General features: G+C 66.4%; 13 protein-coding genes. 3 read left to right on the top strand and 10 right to left on the bottom strand.

Going from position 1 to position 16,044, the window contains the following annotated elements:
* Positions 1 to 131: 131 nt before the first annotated feature.
* Positions 132 to 2,330 (bottom strand): hypothetical protein, encoded by a 2,199-nt coding sequence (locus tag JHW41_RS15935; protein WP_250443360.1) that lies wholly within the window; start codon positions 2,328 to 2,330, stop codon positions 132 to 134.
* A gap of 450 nt (positions 2,331 to 2,780) precedes the next feature.
* Between JHW41_RS15935 and JHW41_RS15930 the strand changes: the two genes are divergently transcribed.
* Together JHW41_RS15930 and JHW41_RS15925 are read left to right on the top strand one after the other, a co-directional pair.
* Positions 2,781 to 3,065: a hypothetical protein gene (locus JHW41_RS15930; protein WP_250443357.1), complete on the top strand. Its 285-nt coding sequence runs from the start codon at positions 2,781 to 2,783 to the stop codon at positions 3,063 to 3,065.
* 612 nt (positions 3,066 to 3,677) lie between these two features.
* Positions 3,678 to 4,160, top strand: coding sequence for a hypothetical protein (locus tag JHW41_RS15925; RefSeq protein ID WP_250443355.1), 483 nt, complete (start codon positions 3,678 to 3,680; stop codon positions 4,158 to 4,160).
* An 82-nt stretch (positions 4,161 to 4,242) separates the two neighbouring features.
* Here the strand turns inward: JHW41_RS15925 and JHW41_RS15920 are convergent, their stop codons facing one another.
* Positions 4,243 to 5,061: a hypothetical protein gene (locus JHW41_RS15920; protein WP_250443352.1), complete on the bottom strand. Its 819-nt coding sequence runs from the start codon at positions 5,059 to 5,061 to the stop codon at positions 4,243 to 4,245.
* A gap of 484 nt (positions 5,062 to 5,545) precedes the next feature.
* Between JHW41_RS15920 and JHW41_RS15915 the strand changes: the two genes are divergently transcribed.
* Positions 5,546 to 7,738 (top strand): CocE/NonD family hydrolase, encoded by a 2,193-nt coding sequence (locus JHW41_RS15915; RefSeq protein ID WP_250443349.1) that lies wholly within the window; start codon positions 5,546 to 5,548, stop codon positions 7,736 to 7,738.
* A gap of 69 nt (positions 7,739 to 7,807) precedes the next feature.
* Here JHW41_RS15915 and JHW41_RS15910 read toward each other — a convergent pair whose 3' ends face one another.
* The 8 genes from JHW41_RS15910 to pgaC form a co-directional block, all read right to left on the bottom strand.
* Positions 7,808 to 8,314 carry a hypothetical protein gene (locus JHW41_RS15910; RefSeq protein WP_078997955.1) on the bottom strand — a complete coding sequence of 169 codons (507 nt, stop codon included), beginning with the start codon at positions 8,312 to 8,314 and terminating at the stop codon, positions 7,808 to 7,810.
* 310 nt (positions 8,315 to 8,624) lie between these two features.
* Positions 8,625 to 9,281, bottom strand: a complete 657-nt coding sequence (locus JHW41_RS15905) for a hypothetical protein (protein ID WP_250443346.1) — start codon at positions 9,279 to 9,281, stop codon at positions 8,625 to 8,627.
* A 185-nt stretch (positions 9,282 to 9,466) separates the two neighbouring features.
* Positions 9,467 to 10,000, bottom strand: a complete 534-nt coding sequence (locus tag JHW41_RS15900) for a hypothetical protein (RefSeq protein ID WP_250443344.1) — start codon at positions 9,998 to 10,000, stop codon at positions 9,467 to 9,469.
* An 88-nt stretch (positions 10,001 to 10,088) separates the two neighbouring features.
* Positions 10,089 to 11,486, bottom strand: coding sequence for an MFS transporter (locus JHW41_RS15895; RefSeq protein ID WP_250443341.1), 1,398 nt, complete (start codon positions 11,484 to 11,486; stop codon positions 10,089 to 10,091).
* Positions 11,483 to 12,007: a DUF4442 domain-containing protein gene (locus JHW41_RS15890; RefSeq protein WP_250443338.1), complete on the bottom strand. Its 525-nt coding sequence runs from the start codon at positions 12,005 to 12,007 to the stop codon at positions 11,483 to 11,485. Before JHW41_RS15890 ends, JHW41_RS15895 begins: the two co-directional genes overlap by 4 nt.
* Positions 12,008 to 12,019: 12 nt before the next feature.
* Positions 12,020 to 13,129: a phosphotransferase family protein gene (locus tag JHW41_RS15885; protein ID WP_250443335.1), complete on the bottom strand. Its 1,110-nt coding sequence runs from the start codon at positions 13,127 to 13,129 to the stop codon at positions 12,020 to 12,022.
* 254 nt (positions 13,130 to 13,383) lie between these two features.
* Positions 13,384 to 14,712 carry a poly-beta-1,6-N-acetyl-D-glucosamine biosynthesis protein PgaD gene (gene pgaD / locus JHW41_RS15880; protein ID WP_250443333.1) on the bottom strand — a complete coding sequence of 443 codons (1,329 nt, stop codon included), beginning with the start codon at positions 14,710 to 14,712 and terminating at the stop codon, positions 13,384 to 13,386.
* Positions 14,709 to 15,968 carry a poly-beta-1,6-N-acetyl-D-glucosamine synthase gene (gene pgaC / locus JHW41_RS15875; protein WP_057947108.1) on the bottom strand — a complete coding sequence of 420 codons (1,260 nt, stop codon included), beginning with the start codon at positions 15,966 to 15,968 and terminating at the stop codon, positions 14,709 to 14,711. The genes pgaD and pgaC overlap by 4 nt, the downstream gene beginning before the upstream one ends.
* Positions 15,969 to 16,044 lie beyond the last annotated feature (76 nt).

Genomic DNA, 16,044 nt, shown 5'->3' with positions numbered 1-16,044 from the left:
GCTGCGCCAGATATCGTTCGTAGAGCATGATTGTCCACTGCGCGATGATCTGCGCCAGTAGGCCGTAATTGATCTAGCTATAGTTGGAGCCCTTGCCGGCTGGTGCGCTCAGTGGTTGTATTTTTTTCGGTCTAGATTGACGCTTCATCTTTGTAAGGTGGTTGCGTTACATCTTTATCGTTAATTATCTCGCTTCTTGCCTGTTGGGTGGTTGTGTCAATACTTTGTTTAACAACCGTCGAAATCGCCTCGGTGTTTCGCGCGGTGGGGGCGTTAATTGTTGCCTCCGTCTGATCTTGAAGGGAGAGAGGTACGCCTCCTGCAACACAACTCATTGTCGCCATATAGCCAGACCAATCGCCTTTGTCAGCGGGGTAGATCGGAACTACACGCCCACGTACGCCATCAAGGAATCGCTTCATCTGTGGTGGAGATGCGAAGTATGCGCTGGCGCGGTCTTCGGCTTGAAGTGCATTGGAGTAAAAGATGGTCTTAGATCGTTTGGAGGACGAAGGGTCGTTTGTCTGGTACGCGATATCTTCAAGTTCTCCTTCTAAGAATCGCCCTAAAATGTACTCGTCAACAACGGGAACTCCCAAGGCAGGAATTCCCACATGCGTACCTGTGCTCACTACGATCAAGGGAACGATCTTGAAATTCTCGGTTAGCTCTATGTCTAGGTTCCTCATTTCAGTAATGAAAGCAAGGCGGTTGTCTTCAATTGCTTTTGTCTTGCGTAATATTTGTTTGGCGGCGCCGATTACTGTTTTACGGTGCATGGAGATCCCCTTGGCGTCAGAGGGTTCGAGGATGCATTTGGCTTCTGCTATGAATACGGTGTTGCCGATGGAAAATGTTAAATCGATTTGTTCGTCGCGACTATTAGGTGGTCTGAACGTGTAGTCCGCCTGGATGCATTTCGCTACGGGTGACAATAATTTTGATTTCTCGATGGTCTCGGTAACTAATTCCCTGATGTGACGCTCAAATGCGGCCCCTCTTTTGCTCAGATCTACGCCGGCTTGCCGCATCCATACATCAACTAAACGCCTTAGGTTGGGATGCACAATGGCCGAGAAGACGGGCGTTACAGTATCCGTCCCAACAGGAACAAGCGGCTGCGCCCATATTTCTTGCCCGGGTTCACCCCGAAAGGTGAAAAAATCGACTATCCGTCTGCCTTCATGTTCTTTAATGCCGATCGCTACGGTCATTGCCTCGACAAGAGCACCTATCTGCAATGTTGGCGCGTATTCAGGCAGCCAAGTGTGCGCTTTGTCCTTTCCGATGTTGAGAGGATGTTTTTCGTTTAGAGATTGAGCCAGTAGCTGTGCAGTGCGGGATAAAACCGTCCATGCGTCAATTAATGTGGACAATGTTAGCCCCTGAAGCGACTCTTGGCGTTCCTTCAGCAACTCGCCGTAATAGGGTTCCGTGGCATATCCGCGTAGTATAAAAATTTCCTCGATTATTTCTGTTGAGGTGCCCAATCTGGAAATCTTGATGACTTGATGCTTGCCGCGCCGTTCGATTCCACAGACTTCTCGAATCCTTAATTGCGCACCTTTGGAAAGTGCTTCTCGCTGATACTGGGACGCCATTAGTGCAAAAGCAGTTGATAGAGACGTGCGGCGAGCTAGCCCAATGTGGTAAGCACGGTGAGCATCGATATCCTGCGGTAGAAACATCTTCCCCTGCTCCTTCTCTACCATTCGGTAGCTATTCCAGAGGCAGTCGTCCCAAATGTCTTCGGTAAAGCGATACAGGATGCCTAGATTAAGCTCGTAGCTAACTTCTCTCCACTGAACTTGGTTCATCCGAGGGTTTCCCGCGAGACTAGGCTTCGCTTGTAAGACAACTCGGATTGGTAGTTCGATGCCATCAACGAGGCCTTCTACTATTTCGTTTGGTGACCAATCAAATCCCCCGTGCAGACTAATTTTTACGCCTGCCATTTCTTCTAGGGCGTAGATATCCCCCGAATCCTTCTCCCGGTTGGTTTGGAATTTTTCAATCGCAAGCTTGGTTTTGTCACGCATGACGAAGAAGTCATGATTCGAGATCGCCACGAATGCTCGTAGCTTGGTTGTGGCGGATATTTCGTTAGATGAGGATAGCTTTAGTGTCGAGCGAATCGCATGAAGTTTTTTATGGATGGCTAGCCCGGCGGCATGCGTGTTGTAGTCAATAGCATCCGGCGTAGGTAGATTATTGAACGCGTGGGTCCAGCTGTCCGTTGTGAATGCCCGCCTCAATGGTCCGGCTATATCACCGTTGCGTACGCGCTTTGTAAACTCTCCCATCTTCTTCTCCTGTGCTTCGTCTGTCATTCAATGTGCCAGAGGCGCTTAAGTGTGTGTCCGTATATCAAATATAAATTACCTTTGCGTGCGATTAATTCGGTATATGTGCCGAGAACTTTCACCCATTGGAACGAAAGCTAGTGCCGCCTGTCACGATGGGATGTTCTTTGCAGAGATACGTGTTAGACCGACGAAATCGGACTTGTCTCATTGACATGTATAGTCAGGCCCCACACAGTTGTAGCCAAGGAGCGTCGAAACTCCTCAAACAGCGGAACCCACCTCCGACAATCGGTGGGTTTTTCATGCCCGCAGTCTGGGTATGGCCGGCGCTGCGTCCTGCGTCGGGAGGGCGGCTAATACAACACCCGAAAGGGGAATAAGCCCGCCGTCTGTTTGCGGTTTCGAACCTCCCGACACCCCGCCGGTCGCGCAACGCGCCGTGCGGGTTCCTACCCAAGGACAGGAGTACCGCATATGCCCCGCAAGCCCGAAAGCACACCTCCGCAAGAAGGCGTGGTGATGCCCGTCGACGCGTTCAAAGCTCTTTCCGCGTTCCAGCAGGAACTGCACGGCATCGTGCGGACCTTGCAACCCGAGGTGTTGATCGAGATCGGTTATCCCGCCGGGCAGGACCACCGGCTGCTGCGTGAGGTGTTCCAGGCGCTGGCCCGGCGGCTGGATCCGGTGATGGACGCTTGTGTCTGGTCGCCCGTCGGGGATGACGGGGCCGGGCCAGGTGCGTCGCGGCGCTTGCACTGAAGTAAACGCGCCTTGCCCCGAGGGTGGGCAAGGCGGTCGCAAGGGGGCGGGTGTCGCCGTCCCACCGCTGAGCTCGGTCTCCGGCCCGTATCGCTGCATTCGCAACCTAAATCGCTTCGCGCGCAAGCCGAAAAGCGTCGCGCGCGGGGCGTTTCGGCTTGCCCGCGAACCGTTTCCGGTCGCCCGCGAGTCACGCCCGCCCATTCGCAAGCCCGCGCATCCCGGCTGCAAGGCGGTGCGCCTTGCGCGCAACCTGCCGATTCTTGTGCGCCACACTTCGCACCTTGCGTTCGCAAAGTGCAAAGCCTTGCGCGCAACCGGTTCTGCTTGCGCGCAAGCCATGACGGCTTGCGCTTGCTGTGGCAAGGCTTGCGCGCAAGGCGTTGTGGCTTGCGGGCGCAACGCTTGGGGTGTTGCGCGCAAGCCGCAGGTGTTGCGGTTGGTGCGCGCGGGCTTGCGCTTGGGTGTTCGCGGGCCACGCGCAAGGCGCGAGGGCTTGCCGTTGAGCCGCGATGGCTTGCGTTCGAGCCGCCGCGGCTTGCGCGCGCGGCTCTAGGCTGCGCGGGCCGGCCGCTACGGCCGGCGCGTATCCCCCGACTGCCAAGGATTGCCATGAGCCAGAACCTGATCGACCTGACCCTGTCCCCCGAATCGCTCGCCGCCATCGACGAGGCGCTGGCGGTGCTGGAAACCCACCTCGCTGGGCTGGTGGCGCTGCCGCTGGAGCAGCGCCGCCAGCTGACCAAGATGGGCGACAAGTCCGAGGCGTTCTGCCGCCAGGCGGTGAACGTGATGAACGAGAATCCCGGCATCCTGCCGCGCAATTTCGAGGTGGAGGCGCTGCGCCGCGATCTGGTCTTGCTCGATACGCTGCGTCCGCGCGAGCTGCGCCTGACCCGCCTGCACGAGCGCGTGCGCGATACCGAAACCGCGCTGGGCAGCGATCTGATGACCAACAGCCTTGAGGGTTATGCCTTCCTCAAAATCGCCGGCAAGAGCGAGGGGTTGGAGGCGCTGCGGCAGATGCTGTCGGCGCGGTTCAACCGCACCTCGGCGAAGCGGGCCGAGCCGCCGGGCGAGGCGTCGCGCGCCTGATCCGCCGTCCGCTGGAGAAAGGCCCCGCATCGAGCGGGGCCTTTCTGCTTTCAGGCAGGCGGACTGCGCCGACGCGCGGCGCTCAGCCGCAAAAGATCGCCACGATCCCGTTCGGCGTCGAGCGTTGCTCCGACATCACCCCGACGAACTCCGGCGTGTAGCAGACGTCGCGCAGCGGCGCGTGGTTGCGGTCGTCGATGCCGGGGGCGATGCCGCGGTCGCTGGCGTAGAACTGGCAGTAGGCCTGGATCGGGGCGCCGTGTTTGCGGTAGGCCTGCATCGCGATATAGAAGCCTTCCAGCGATTCGTAGCCGACGCCGCCGAACAGGGCGAAGCCCACGCACGGGTAATTCTTCTTGTCGACCGGGTTCATGATCGTCTTGGCCGCGGGAATGGTGGTGGCCAGCGGCAGTACGTTGGGCTGGCCGTTCGGGCCGAAGCGGAACTGCACGTGGTCGAGGTCGGTGTTGGCGGTGTTGAACAGCACGCCTTGCAGGTGCAGCTTGATGTCGAACAGTTCGATCAGGTCCAGCACCAGCGTGTACAGGCTGATGCCGATGCCGATTTCGGTCTCCGCCGCGCCGGCGATGCCTTCGATCAGGTCGATGGCGAAGCTGTTGCCCGGGTCGTTGGGATTGTTGGGGATGTCGGGCAGGGTGTAATCGCGGGTGGAGACGATGCCGGTCTTGTCCTGGTAGGCCTTCAGCAGGGCCATCGTGTCGGCGCCGGGGCCCAGCCCGCGCTTGAAGTCCTGGTGGGCGGCGGTCAGGGTTTCGAGAAAGTGGACGACGGCGCCGGGCGCCGCGGCCGGGCTCTTCAGGCCTTCGGTCAGCGCCTGGTAGGCGGCGCTTTGGGTGTTGAGCCAGGTGATGTGGGAGTACTGGCAATCCGGCAGGCTCATGGGCGCGTTCCTTTGAAGGCGAGGGGTGTTGGGGCGAAATCCTGTCCAACCAACGCAGCTCGGGCGTCGGAGCGGTCAGCTCTGGTGTGGGGGCGGGGCCGACCCTTCGCCTAAGCACCGTTGGCTGCGCGAGCGGTAGGCGGCCGAAGCGAGGAAGATCGCCAGCATCCTGCGGACCATGACTGGATCACGGCGAATCCCGATATATACGAAGGGATCAAGGCGTTGCCGCTGGCGTTCCAGCGATGCCCGTGCGGTAAGCGACAGGCGAGTCATGGCGGTTGAATGCGATGGCGCCGCGGGCCGGAGGCATGCGACGATTCCAGCGACGGCGGCATCTCATTGGGGAGTTCCGCCACGCCTGGGAGGGCGAATGCTGCGATCCATCTTGATGCCGGCGTGGGTCGCCGGCGCGTTGCTTTGCGCAACCGCCGTTGCGGCGGCGCCTTCCGCTCCGTCGGTGCCTTATGCCCTGAGCGCAGCCGTGGCCGACGATCCGGCGCGCCTGGACGCCGCGATGCCGGCGCTGGCGCGGCAGTTGCTCGCCGACTATCGCGACGACGACCGCAGCCGCGATCTCAACCAGCGTTTCCGCCTGCAATTGGTGGCCGGCGACTACGCCGCGGCCGAGCGCAGCCTGGAGGAATTGTCGGCCACCGCCACCCAGGGGCCGGTGCCGGTGCGGCCGAACTTCGCTCAATACCGGCTGTATGCGCGCGCCAAGGCGTTGCAGGCGGGCGAGGGGCTGGACTTCGGCGCGGCGCTGACCCGCGCGTTCGCTGAGACGGTGACGCCGATGGACGACCGCAGCGCTGGCGTGGCGATGCGGGTGTTGAATTTCGAAGCGTCGGATATTCCGCGCCAGCGGCGCGCGCTGGTCGATGCGTTGGCGCCGCTGCGCAAGCAGCCGGCGCTGGACCGTGCCGCGGCGCTGGCGTTGGTTCGCAGTTACCAGATCGAGCGCAGCTATGCGGCGATGACGCCGCTGTTGCCGGCGCTGACGGCCGCGGACGACGCGCGGCGCTATGCGATCGAGCGCGAGGTGGCGGTGACCACGCCCGACGGCGCCACGGTCTGCGCGACGGTGGTGCGTCCGCTCAACGCCGCCGCGCGCTTGCCGACGCTGTTGAACTTCACCATCTACGCCGATCCCAGCACCACGCTCAACGAGGCGCGGCGGTCGGCGTCCAACGGCTATGTCGGCGTCACCGGCACCAGCCGCGGCAAGGGCTGCAGCACCGATAAGGCGGTTCCGTACGAGCACGACGGCGACGATGCCGCGGCGCTGATCGACTGGATCGCGGCGCAGCCGTGGAGCGACGGGCGCGTGGGCATGTACGGCGGCAGCTACGAGGGCTTCACCCAGTGGGCGACGGCCAAGCGCCGGCCAAAGGCGCTCAAGGCGCTGATGCCGTCGGTGACCGGCGCGCCCGGACTGGACGTGCCGATGGAGGGCGGCATCTTCTACGGCTTCCAGTATTACTGGCCGTTCTATGTCGCCAACAACCGCCAGCTGGACACCGCCGCGATGGAGGATTACCCGCGCTGGCAGCGCATGTACCAGCAGTGGTACGTCAGCGGGCGGCCGTATCGCGAGCTGCCGCAGATCGACGGCACGCCGAATCCGATCTACCTGCGCTGGCTGTCGCATCCGGACTACGACGCGTACTGGCAGGCGATGATCCCCTATCGCGACGAATTCGCCGCGCTGGATCTGCCGGTGCTGACCACCACCGGCTATTACGACGGCGCGCAGATCGGCGCGCTGTATTACCTGCGCGAGCATTACCGCTATCGCCCGCAGGCCGAGCACTACCTGGTGATCGGGCCGTACAACCACGTCAGCGGCCAGCGCGGTACGGTCGCCACCGGCGACAGCCTGCGCGGCTACACGCTCGATCCGCAGGCACAGCTCGACATCGGCGTGCTGCGTTACCAGTGGTTCGATTACGTGTTCAAGGGCGCGCCCAAGCCGGCGCTGCTGGCCGACCGGATCAATTATCAGGTGATGGGCGCCAACGAGTGGAAGCACGCGCCGTCGCTGGCGGCGATGGCGCAGCGGCGGCAGAAGTTCTATCTCGGCGCGACGGCCGGCAGCGACAGCCGTTATGCGTTCCTGGCGCAGGCCCCAGCATCCGATGCGTTCGCCGAGCAGGTCATCGACCTGCGCGACCGTCGCGACGCCGAACGCATCGTGCCCGGCGGCGGCATCGTCGATGCGGACCTGGATACCGCCGAGAGCGTGGTGTTCGTCAGCGAGCCGTTCGCGCAGGCCGAGGAATTCAGCGGCCTGTTCTCGGGCCGGCTGGAGGCGAGCACGAACAAGCGCGATTTCGACTTCAACATCTCGCTGTACGAGCTGATGCCCGACCGGCGCTACTTCGAGCTGTCGCGTTACCAGTCGCGCGCCAGCTACGTGGACGACGTCAGCCGCCGCAAACTGCTGGAGCCGGACCGTCGCACCGTGCTGAACTTCGAAGCCGGCCGCGCCACCAGCAAGCGCATGCAGGCCGGCAGCCGTCTGGTCGCGGTGGTCAGCGTGCTGCGCAATCCGCAGCAAGAGATCAACTACGGCAGCGGCAAGGCGGTGGCGGCGGAAAGCATCGCCGACGCCGGCGAGCCGATGCGGGTGCGCTGGTATGGCGGGAGCTATCTGGAGATTCCGCTGAGCCGCTGAGCGCGCCGCGCCGCGCGAGCGCAACGGCCCGTCGGGGCCGTTGCGCGGGTCGCGATCGCGCCGACGGCGTCAGTTCACCCGTCCGGTCGAGGCGGCCCCGTTGTTCGCGTTGTAGAACAAGATGCCGTTGGGCGTGTAGGTCGCGCGGTTCCAGCCCAGGGTGAAGGCGCCGGGCGCATAGGTGACCAAATGGGTGAAGATGCCGGCGCTGTTGAGGGTGCCGATCGCGCCGGCGCCGGTCTGCGCGTTGTAGAACAGCAGGCCGTTGGGGGTGGAGACGATGCTGCTCCAGCCGGTGGCGAAGGTGCCGGCGGGATAGTCGCGGATGTTGATGTAGTTGCCGCTGGGGTCGATCCGGCCGACCGCGGCGGCGCCGTTCTGGGCGTTGTAGAAGAACAGGCCGACGGGCGTTTCGGCGACGGTGCTCCAGCCGGTGCCGAACGAGCCGGCCTGCCACGAGCGCAGGGTGGTGAACGACTGCGCCTGCGCCTGTTGCGCCGGCAGCGCCAGCGCCAACGGGACCAGCACCAGCGCCAGCCAGCGGCTCTTGTTCGCGATCGCGTTCGAGATGTTCATTTTCGTCCTTTCCATGGGAGGGGCGCGGCGGCGAGGAAGTCTCGCGTCGCGGTGCCGGCCCGGGCGCGCTCGCCGCGCGGCACCGGCGGATTCCAGCGCGCCGCCGCGCGCGCGGCAAACGACCCTCGCGACTGCTCAGATGTGGCGTGATCGCGCGCGCACGGACGCTGAAAAGGTTGGCGAAAACGCGGTGTCGGTTAGCGATGCGGAAACCCGCGCGACGGCGTGTGCGTCGCAGGATCGGGCGCGATGATCGGCGGTCGCGCGGCGCGCGCCCGAGCCGGACTCGGACCCGGACCCGGACCCGGCGTCAGGGCGCGAAGGTCGGTTCGGTGCGGACGTAGGACGTCCAGACATCGGCGCCCAGTTCGCCGGACAGCCGCGCGATGAGGCCCTGGGTGCGTTCGCGCAGTTGCGCGACCTGGCGCGCCAGTTCCGCCCGCGGCACGCACAGCGCGGCGAGGGCTTCGTCTTCGTCGGGGTCGCGTTGCAACAGGTACACCGCATCGCCCTGGGCGTGGATCTGCACTTCCCAGCCTTGGTCCGCATCGTCGTGGACGGGGCCGGATTCGATCTCCACCAAGGCTTTCAACACGCGGTCGATCTCGGCGTAGCTGTCGTACCAGGGGAAGGCGATGTGCGCCTGCTGTTGCGAGTTCCACAGCCACAGCCGCAGCCAGAAATAGTGGCGGATGGAATTGAACGGCCGCTGGTGATGGCGGGCGAGGCGCACGATCTGCCGGTAGTACGCCGCCAGTTCCGCTTCGTGTCCCAGCGCTTCGGCGCTTCGGACCATCGACGGCGAGACCAATGCGATCGCCGGCGGCGCGAGCTTTTCCGCCAGCCGCTCGTAATCGGACGGATCGGACACCCGGTCGGGGCCGTAGTAGAAACGGTCCTGGATCTGGAAGCACACCTCTGCTTCCAGCGAGGGGAGGTTGCGGGTTTGCGAGAGCCAAGCGGGCATGCGTGCTGACCTGCGAATCGGTGGGGCCTGGGCCGGGTGGTTCTGAGGCGTTGCGGCTGGGCCGGTAGGCCGATACGCGCAAGTGTCGGCGACCGGGTTGCGATATTCAACGCAGGAGCGCGATGCCGCGCTTGGACCGTTGTTCTGACGTGGGTGCGGCGCGAATGGGTGCGATGTGAGAGCGCCTAGCGCTTGCGCGGAATCACCGCGGGCGAGCGCTCGTGTATCGCACGGAAATAGTTGAAGTAGCGCATGGCGTACTCGTTGCCGGCGGGGGCGGAGGCGGACATTCTCGGCCACAGGCCGTCGAAGCCGATTTTGCGCAGCAGGCGCGCATATTCCTTGAATTCGCGCGGAGTGTTGCCCGCGGCCAGCATGTCCGCGACGCGGTATCTGATTCGAGTCTTGAGCGCGTCCGGCAACTCGCAGCCTCTCAAGGCTCGCGCAGCGCGGCTCTTCAGTATCCGGCCGAACGGGAAGCGAGCGTCCTGTTCGATGAACTCGACGCCCAAGACCATACAGGCCGGGTCCCCGGCTGCGATCCCTTCGATGACGGGTTCCATGATCGGATAGATCCGGATCGTATCCGCCGTGCGGTCAGTCAAGGGCTCGAGTGCGCGAGACGCCTGGATCTTCAACCGGGCGCAATGCTTCAGATATCGCGACTGGACCGCTTCTACGCTCCAGTCGCCGCTCCCGTTGTAGTTGCGAATCGGCATCAGGCGGTGAGGATGGGGCGGCCCTGCATCGTATGGGATATCGGGTCCACGACGCGTCCATTGCTCGGCGGACAAACGGCGCTGCGGCTTATGTCGTGGCGGGCTTCGCGGCGCCTGTCGCAGGGAGGCACGTCCACGCCAGAACCGCGGCGGCTAGCAATACCCCTGCAGCGACGTGGCAGACGGTCCGAAGACCGACGCCCAGGCCGCCGTCGCCGATCAACAACAACCCGCACACCGCCACCCCCAGCGCCGCGCCGGTCTGCCGCGATGCATTGAGCACCGCCGCCGCCGTCGCCGACAGCGAGCGTTCGACGCTGGCCAGCACCAGCGTGGTGGTCGCCGGCATCGCCAGCCCCATGCCGGCGGGGATCGCGATGAACGCGGGCAGGATCCAGGCGTAGTGGTCGCCGGGCGCGAGCCGGCTCAGCCAGGCGAAGCCGGCGGCGCACAGCAACAGCCCGAGCAGCAGCGCGAAGCGGAAGCCGCGCCGGGCCAGCAGCCGGCCGCTGAGCAGGTTGGCGGCGATGAAGGACGCGGCCAGCGGTACGTAGGCGAGGCCGGCCTGGAACGGGGTGTAGCCGGCGCGCTGTTGCAGGTACAGGCTCATCGCGAACAGCAGGGCGTAGTAGGCGACGGCCACGGCGATGGCGGTCAGCAGGGCGATGCTGAGGCCGGGCAGGCGGAACAAGGCCAGCGGCAGCATCGGTTCGTGGGTTCGCGATTCCACCGCGAAGGCGAGGGCGCAGACGATGGCGGTGGCGGCGGCGCCGAGCACGATCGGATGGCCGGGGCCGAGGCGCGGCAGTTCGATGATCGCGGCGATCAGCCCGGCCAATGCGGCGACGGCCAGCAGTTGTCCGGCGATGTCGAAACGGCGCTCCGGCCGGCGCGGGGTTTCGGCGATGCGCCAGGCCAGGGCGATGCCGATCGCGCAGATCGGAAGGTTGACGAGGAAGATGCTGCGCCAGCCCAGCGATTGCAGCAGCGCGCCGCCGGCGACCGAGCCCAGGGTCGCGGCGACGGCGCCGGACGCGGTCCACACGGCCATGGCGCGCGCGCGTTTGGGCGGGTCGTGGGCGAAGGCGTGGTTGAGCAGCGCGAGCGAGGACGGGACCATCAGCGCGGCGAACAGGCCTTGGCCCGCGCGCGCGGCGATCAGTTGCGCGGCGCTGGCGGCGAGGCCGCAGCCGAGCGAGGCGAGCAGGAAACCGCCGAGGCCGAGCAGGAAGCTGCGGCGCGCGCCGATGCGGTCGCTCAGCGCGCCGGCCGACAGCAGCAACGCGGCGAACATCAGGGTGTAGGCGTCCATCACCCATTGCAGGTCGGGCAGCTCGCTGGCGAGGTCCGCGGCCAGCGTCGGCAGCGCCAGGTTGACGATGGTGACGTCGAGTTGCACGACCATGAACCCGAAGCACGCGGCCAGCAGGGTCAGGCCGGGCAGGCGGGCGGCGGTGCGCGGCGCGGCTTGGGCAGCGGCGTTCATGGCGCGGTGTCCTGGGTGGACGATGGGGACGACCAGACCACGTCGACGTGGCCGCGCACCGGCGCCTTGCCGGTGGCGTCGATCACTTTCATCGCCACCCGCAGGCGGCCGCCGGCGCCGGCGCAGGCCGCGCCGATCTGCGCCGGGTCGATGCAGGCCTGCGCTTGCACGTCGCCGCGCAGCGGCGCGCGGAAGTCGGCGTGGACGCTCTTGACCAGCAGCCGCGCGCCGCGCGGCAGGTGTTGCGCGACCACCAGCGCGGCGGCGTATTCGCCGGCCACGCTCGCCGCCATCGCGTGCACGGCGCCGGCGCGATTGCGCAGGCTGCGGTGGTTCGCGGCGCCGATGCTGATCCGGCACGGGGCGATGTGGACGATGCGCAGGCGGTGGGTGTGGAAGTAGCGGCTCTGCCGGCCCAGCGCGGTGGACACGATGCGGTAGCGCCACGCTTCGGGCAGGAACGCGAGCCGCCGCAGCGATCCGGACAGGTCGCCGAGCAGGCGTTCGTGCCAGCTGCGCATCGCCACCGCCGGTCAGCCGCGCCGCATCAGCGCGCGGCATTTCCAGTGCAGGTAGTGGATCAGCGCCCACACCCCGGTGAAGAAGGCTTTTTCCTCGCCGCCCTGGAGCGCGTGGCGCAGGTGCAGTTCCTGCAGCGCCAGCAGGTAGCGGAACCAGCCGAACACCTGGCAGTAGGTCCAGTCCCGGTCGCTGCAGCCGGTGGCGGTGAAGTAGCGTTCGACGAGTTCGTCGCGGCTGGGCATGCCGGGCAGGTGCGAGGGCTGCCATTGGTAGCGGCGCATCAGCGGGTGGTCGCCGGGTTCGATCCAGTACGACAGCACGATGCCCAGGTCCATCAGCGGGTCGCCGAGGCCGGCGAATTCCCAATCCAGCACGGCGCGGATGCGGCTCGGGCAGTCGCGGTCGAAGACCAGGTTGTCGAGCCGCCAGTCGTTGTGCAGCAGGCAGGCGGGTTGGCGCGCGGGAGCGCGGTCGATCAGCCATTGCCCCATCGCGCGCAGGTCGGGCGTGTGCCAGGTCTTGAGGCGGGCGTGGCGGCCCAGCCAGTGGGTCAGCAGCTTGCGCAGGTGATGGGCGCTGGGCGGCGCGAGCACGGTGTCGCTCAGGCCCAGCGCGCGCGGATCGATGCGGTGCAGTTGGATGAGTGTGTCGAGGAAGTTCGTGCAGGCTTGCCGGGCCTGGTCCGCGCTCAGCGCCGTATCCGCGAACGAGCGCCGGCGCGGCACCAGGCCGGGCACGTGGGCCATGAGGTAGAACGGCGCGCCGGCGACGGCCGGGTCGGCGCACAGGCGCAGCATCGCGGGCACCGGGTAATGCGCGGCGAGCGCGGTTTGCAGCAGGAATTCGCGGCGCATGCGCTGCAGGCCGCCGTGCGCTTGCAACGGCCGGCGCAGCACCAGGTCGTGAGTGTCGTAGCGCAGGCGGTAGGTGAGGTGCGACATGCCGCCGGCGAGGCGTTGCGGCTGCGGCCAGCCGCCGACGTCGACGCCTTGCTCGCGCAACCAGCGGGTGACCGCCGCGGCCAGGACGGCGTCCTGCGGCAGCGATGCGGCGGCGATGCGCGGGGCGGGTTCGACGGGCTGCGCGCAAGCGAGCGGGTTGGGGTAGGGGACGACCGCCATCTCGATCCATCGGCTGCGGGCCTTCGCGCTTGGGCGAACCGTAGCCCGCGGCTTTCGCGGTCGTCGTGACTGCGCTCACAACGGTCGGGTTCCTCACGCCGGCTCACGCGCAAGCACGCCGCGCGTCGCGGTTCGCGCGTTGCGGCCGGCACGGATCGCGAGGCCGGCGCGCGGTGCGCGGACCGGTCGCGCGGCGCGCTTGCGCGCGAGCCGGCGCATCGGCGCCCGCGCTCGCGCGCCGCGGCCCGCCGCCGTCACTGGCCGGGCTTGAACTCCACCGGCACGAACACCACCGCCGCCACCGGCTTGCCGTCGCGCACCGCCGGCGAGAACTTCCAGCGCCGCACCGTGTCGACCGCGGCGCGGTCGAGCGCGCGATAGCCGCTGCGGCGGCTGATTTCGACCTTGGTCGCATCGCCCTGGGCCGAGACCTGCACGCGCAAGGTCACCAGCCCGCCTTCCCATTGGCGCAACGCATCGAGCGGGTAGGCCGGTTTCGGGCTGAAGCCGGGCAGCGGCTTGGGCCGGGCGTTGTCGGCGGCGGGCTTGCGCCGCGCGCGCGCTTCGTTGTCGCGGCGCTTCTTGGCTTCGCGCGCTTGCTGGGCGGTGGCGGTTTGCGGATCGCTCGCGGCGGGCGCGGCGTCGTCCGCCGCCGCTTCGTCGCCGGCCTTGGTGGCGGGATCGACGAAACGCGAGCCTTCCTCGCCGTCGCCCAGAGCCGGGCGGTCCAGGCCCGGCGCGCCTTCCAGGCCGTGCACCGGCGCCGAAGTTTCGATCTGGCGGTAGCCGTGCGAGACCACGATCAGCACGCCGATCACCAGCGCGATCGCGCCCAGCGCCACGGCCAATAGCCAGGTGTTGCCGGGCGCGGCGGCGGTGCGCGTGAAGCGCGGCTTGGGCGCCAGCGGCGGGAACGGGTGCTGTGCGGGCGGGGTCGGCGTCACCGCGGTCACGCCCAGCGGCACGGCGTGGTTGGGGTCCATGTGCAGCACGCTGATCCGGCCGGCGTTGAGCGCTTGCGCGACTTCGTCGCTGGCGCCCAGCGCCTGCGCGACTTCGTCGATGGCGACGTCGGCCAGGCGGCTGCGGCGTTCGCCGTCGCGTCCGGCGAAGCGCCAGCGGTTGTACTCGGCCCAGATCAGCAGCAGCGCCACCACCGCGGCGGCGGTGGCCGGCAGGATCAGCATCAGGAACGGGTCGACTTCGTGGGTGCGCAGGTACAGCTCGGACGCGACGGTGCGGATGCCGAGCAGCCACAGCACCAGGGTCAGCACCGGCATCCACAAATACAGGTACACCAGCCAGAACGCGCCGGTGACCACGCCCCACAGCGTGCGCGGCAGCGGATGCTGCATCGCCGGTTTCTGGATCAGGCGCGAGTCGTGTTTGTGCGAGACCGGCTTTGCGGTGTCGTCGGGTTTGGGCGGCGCGGCCGGCGGCGCGGCGGTGCTGTGGCTGGGGCGGCTGAAGCCCTCGGCGGCGCGGCCGGTGCCGGCGCCGCGCGGCGGCGCCGCGCTGCCGTTGTTGTCGCCATTGGGGGTGTCGCCGCCGGTGCCGGGCGTGCGCTCGTTGCCGTTGCTCATCGCAGCCCCCGGTCCGGGCTGACCCAGGTCGCGCGGGTGCCGCGGCGCTTGAGCAGCGCCTTGGGCACCGCGGTGACGGTGGTGAAGAAGCTCAACAGCCAATAGGCCATCGGGTACCAGATCATCCAGTAGTAGTTGCGGCCCACCCCGGTTTCGTAGCGGCGGTCGATGATGATGCTGGCGGCGAACTGCAGCAGGCAGATCAGCGCCAGGATCACGCCGTGCCACGACGGCAGCAGGGTGGTCACGCGCAGCTGCGGCGGCAGGTCGACGAACAGGCCGATCGCCCACAGCGCCATGATCAGCGCCATGATGTAGGCCCAGGCGACGCTGGCCACGTACTCGGCCATCACCGCCCACATGCGCCGCTTGCGCCATGAGAACAGGTCGCGGCTGTGGCGCATCAGCACCTCGACGCCGCCCTGGGCCCAGCGCAGGCGCTGTTTCCACAGGCCCTTGAGCGTTTCGGGCATCAGGATGAAGCACATCGCGTTGGGTTCGTAGCGGATGTCCCAGTGGTCGAGCTGCAGGCGCCAGCTGATGTCGATGTCCTCGGTCACCATGCTGTCGGACCAGTAGCCGATGCGGTGCAGGGCGCTGCGCCGGAACGCGCAGATCACCCCGGACACGGTGAAGATGCGGCCGTACACGCGCTGGGCGCGCTTGATCATGCCGATGATCGAGGAGAACTCGCCGACCTGCAGACGGCCCAGCAAGGTCGAGCGGTTGCGGATGCGCGGGTTGCCGGTGACCGCGCCGACGCGCGCGCCCGAGATCAGGTGCCAGACCATCCAGTGGGTCGCGTACTCGTCGAGCAGCGCGTCGCCGTCGATGCACACCAGGTATTCCGAGCGCGCGGCCAGCGCGCCCATGCGCATGGCGTTGGCCTTGCCCAGGTTGCGGTCGAGGTGGACCACGCGCAGGCGCGGGTGGATCGCGGCGAGGCGGTTGAGCTGCTCGCCGGTGTCGTCGCGGCTGCCGTCGTTGATCGCGATGACCTCGAAGTCCGGGTAGCGCTGGGCCAGCGCGGCGCCGAGGGTCTCGTGGACGTGGTCGCCTTCGTTGTGGCAGGGGATCAGGATGCTGACGAACGGCGCCGCGTCCAGCGGCGGCGGGTCGGTGCGGCCGCGCGAGGCGCGCTCGCGGCGGAAGTAGTAGTACAGCCCGCCGGCGATCCAGAAGAACGACATCACGATCGGATAGAAGAACGCGAACTGGAACAGCGCGGTCAGCACGGGGCTGGTGGTTGGGTTCATGGCGGGGCGACGCTCCCTCGGCGGCGGCCGGTCCTGGCCGCGCGCCGTTGGTGGATTCGAAGAGGCGGTCTGCTGT

The sequence above is a fragment of the Lysobacter enzymogenes genome (assembly GCF_023617245.1).
Taxonomy (GTDB): Bacteria; Pseudomonadota; Gammaproteobacteria; order Xanthomonadales; family Xanthomonadaceae; genus Lysobacter; species Lysobacter yananisis.
Note: the sequence above shows the minus strand (reverse complement) of the source record. Positions and strands in the feature narration are given on the sequence as shown.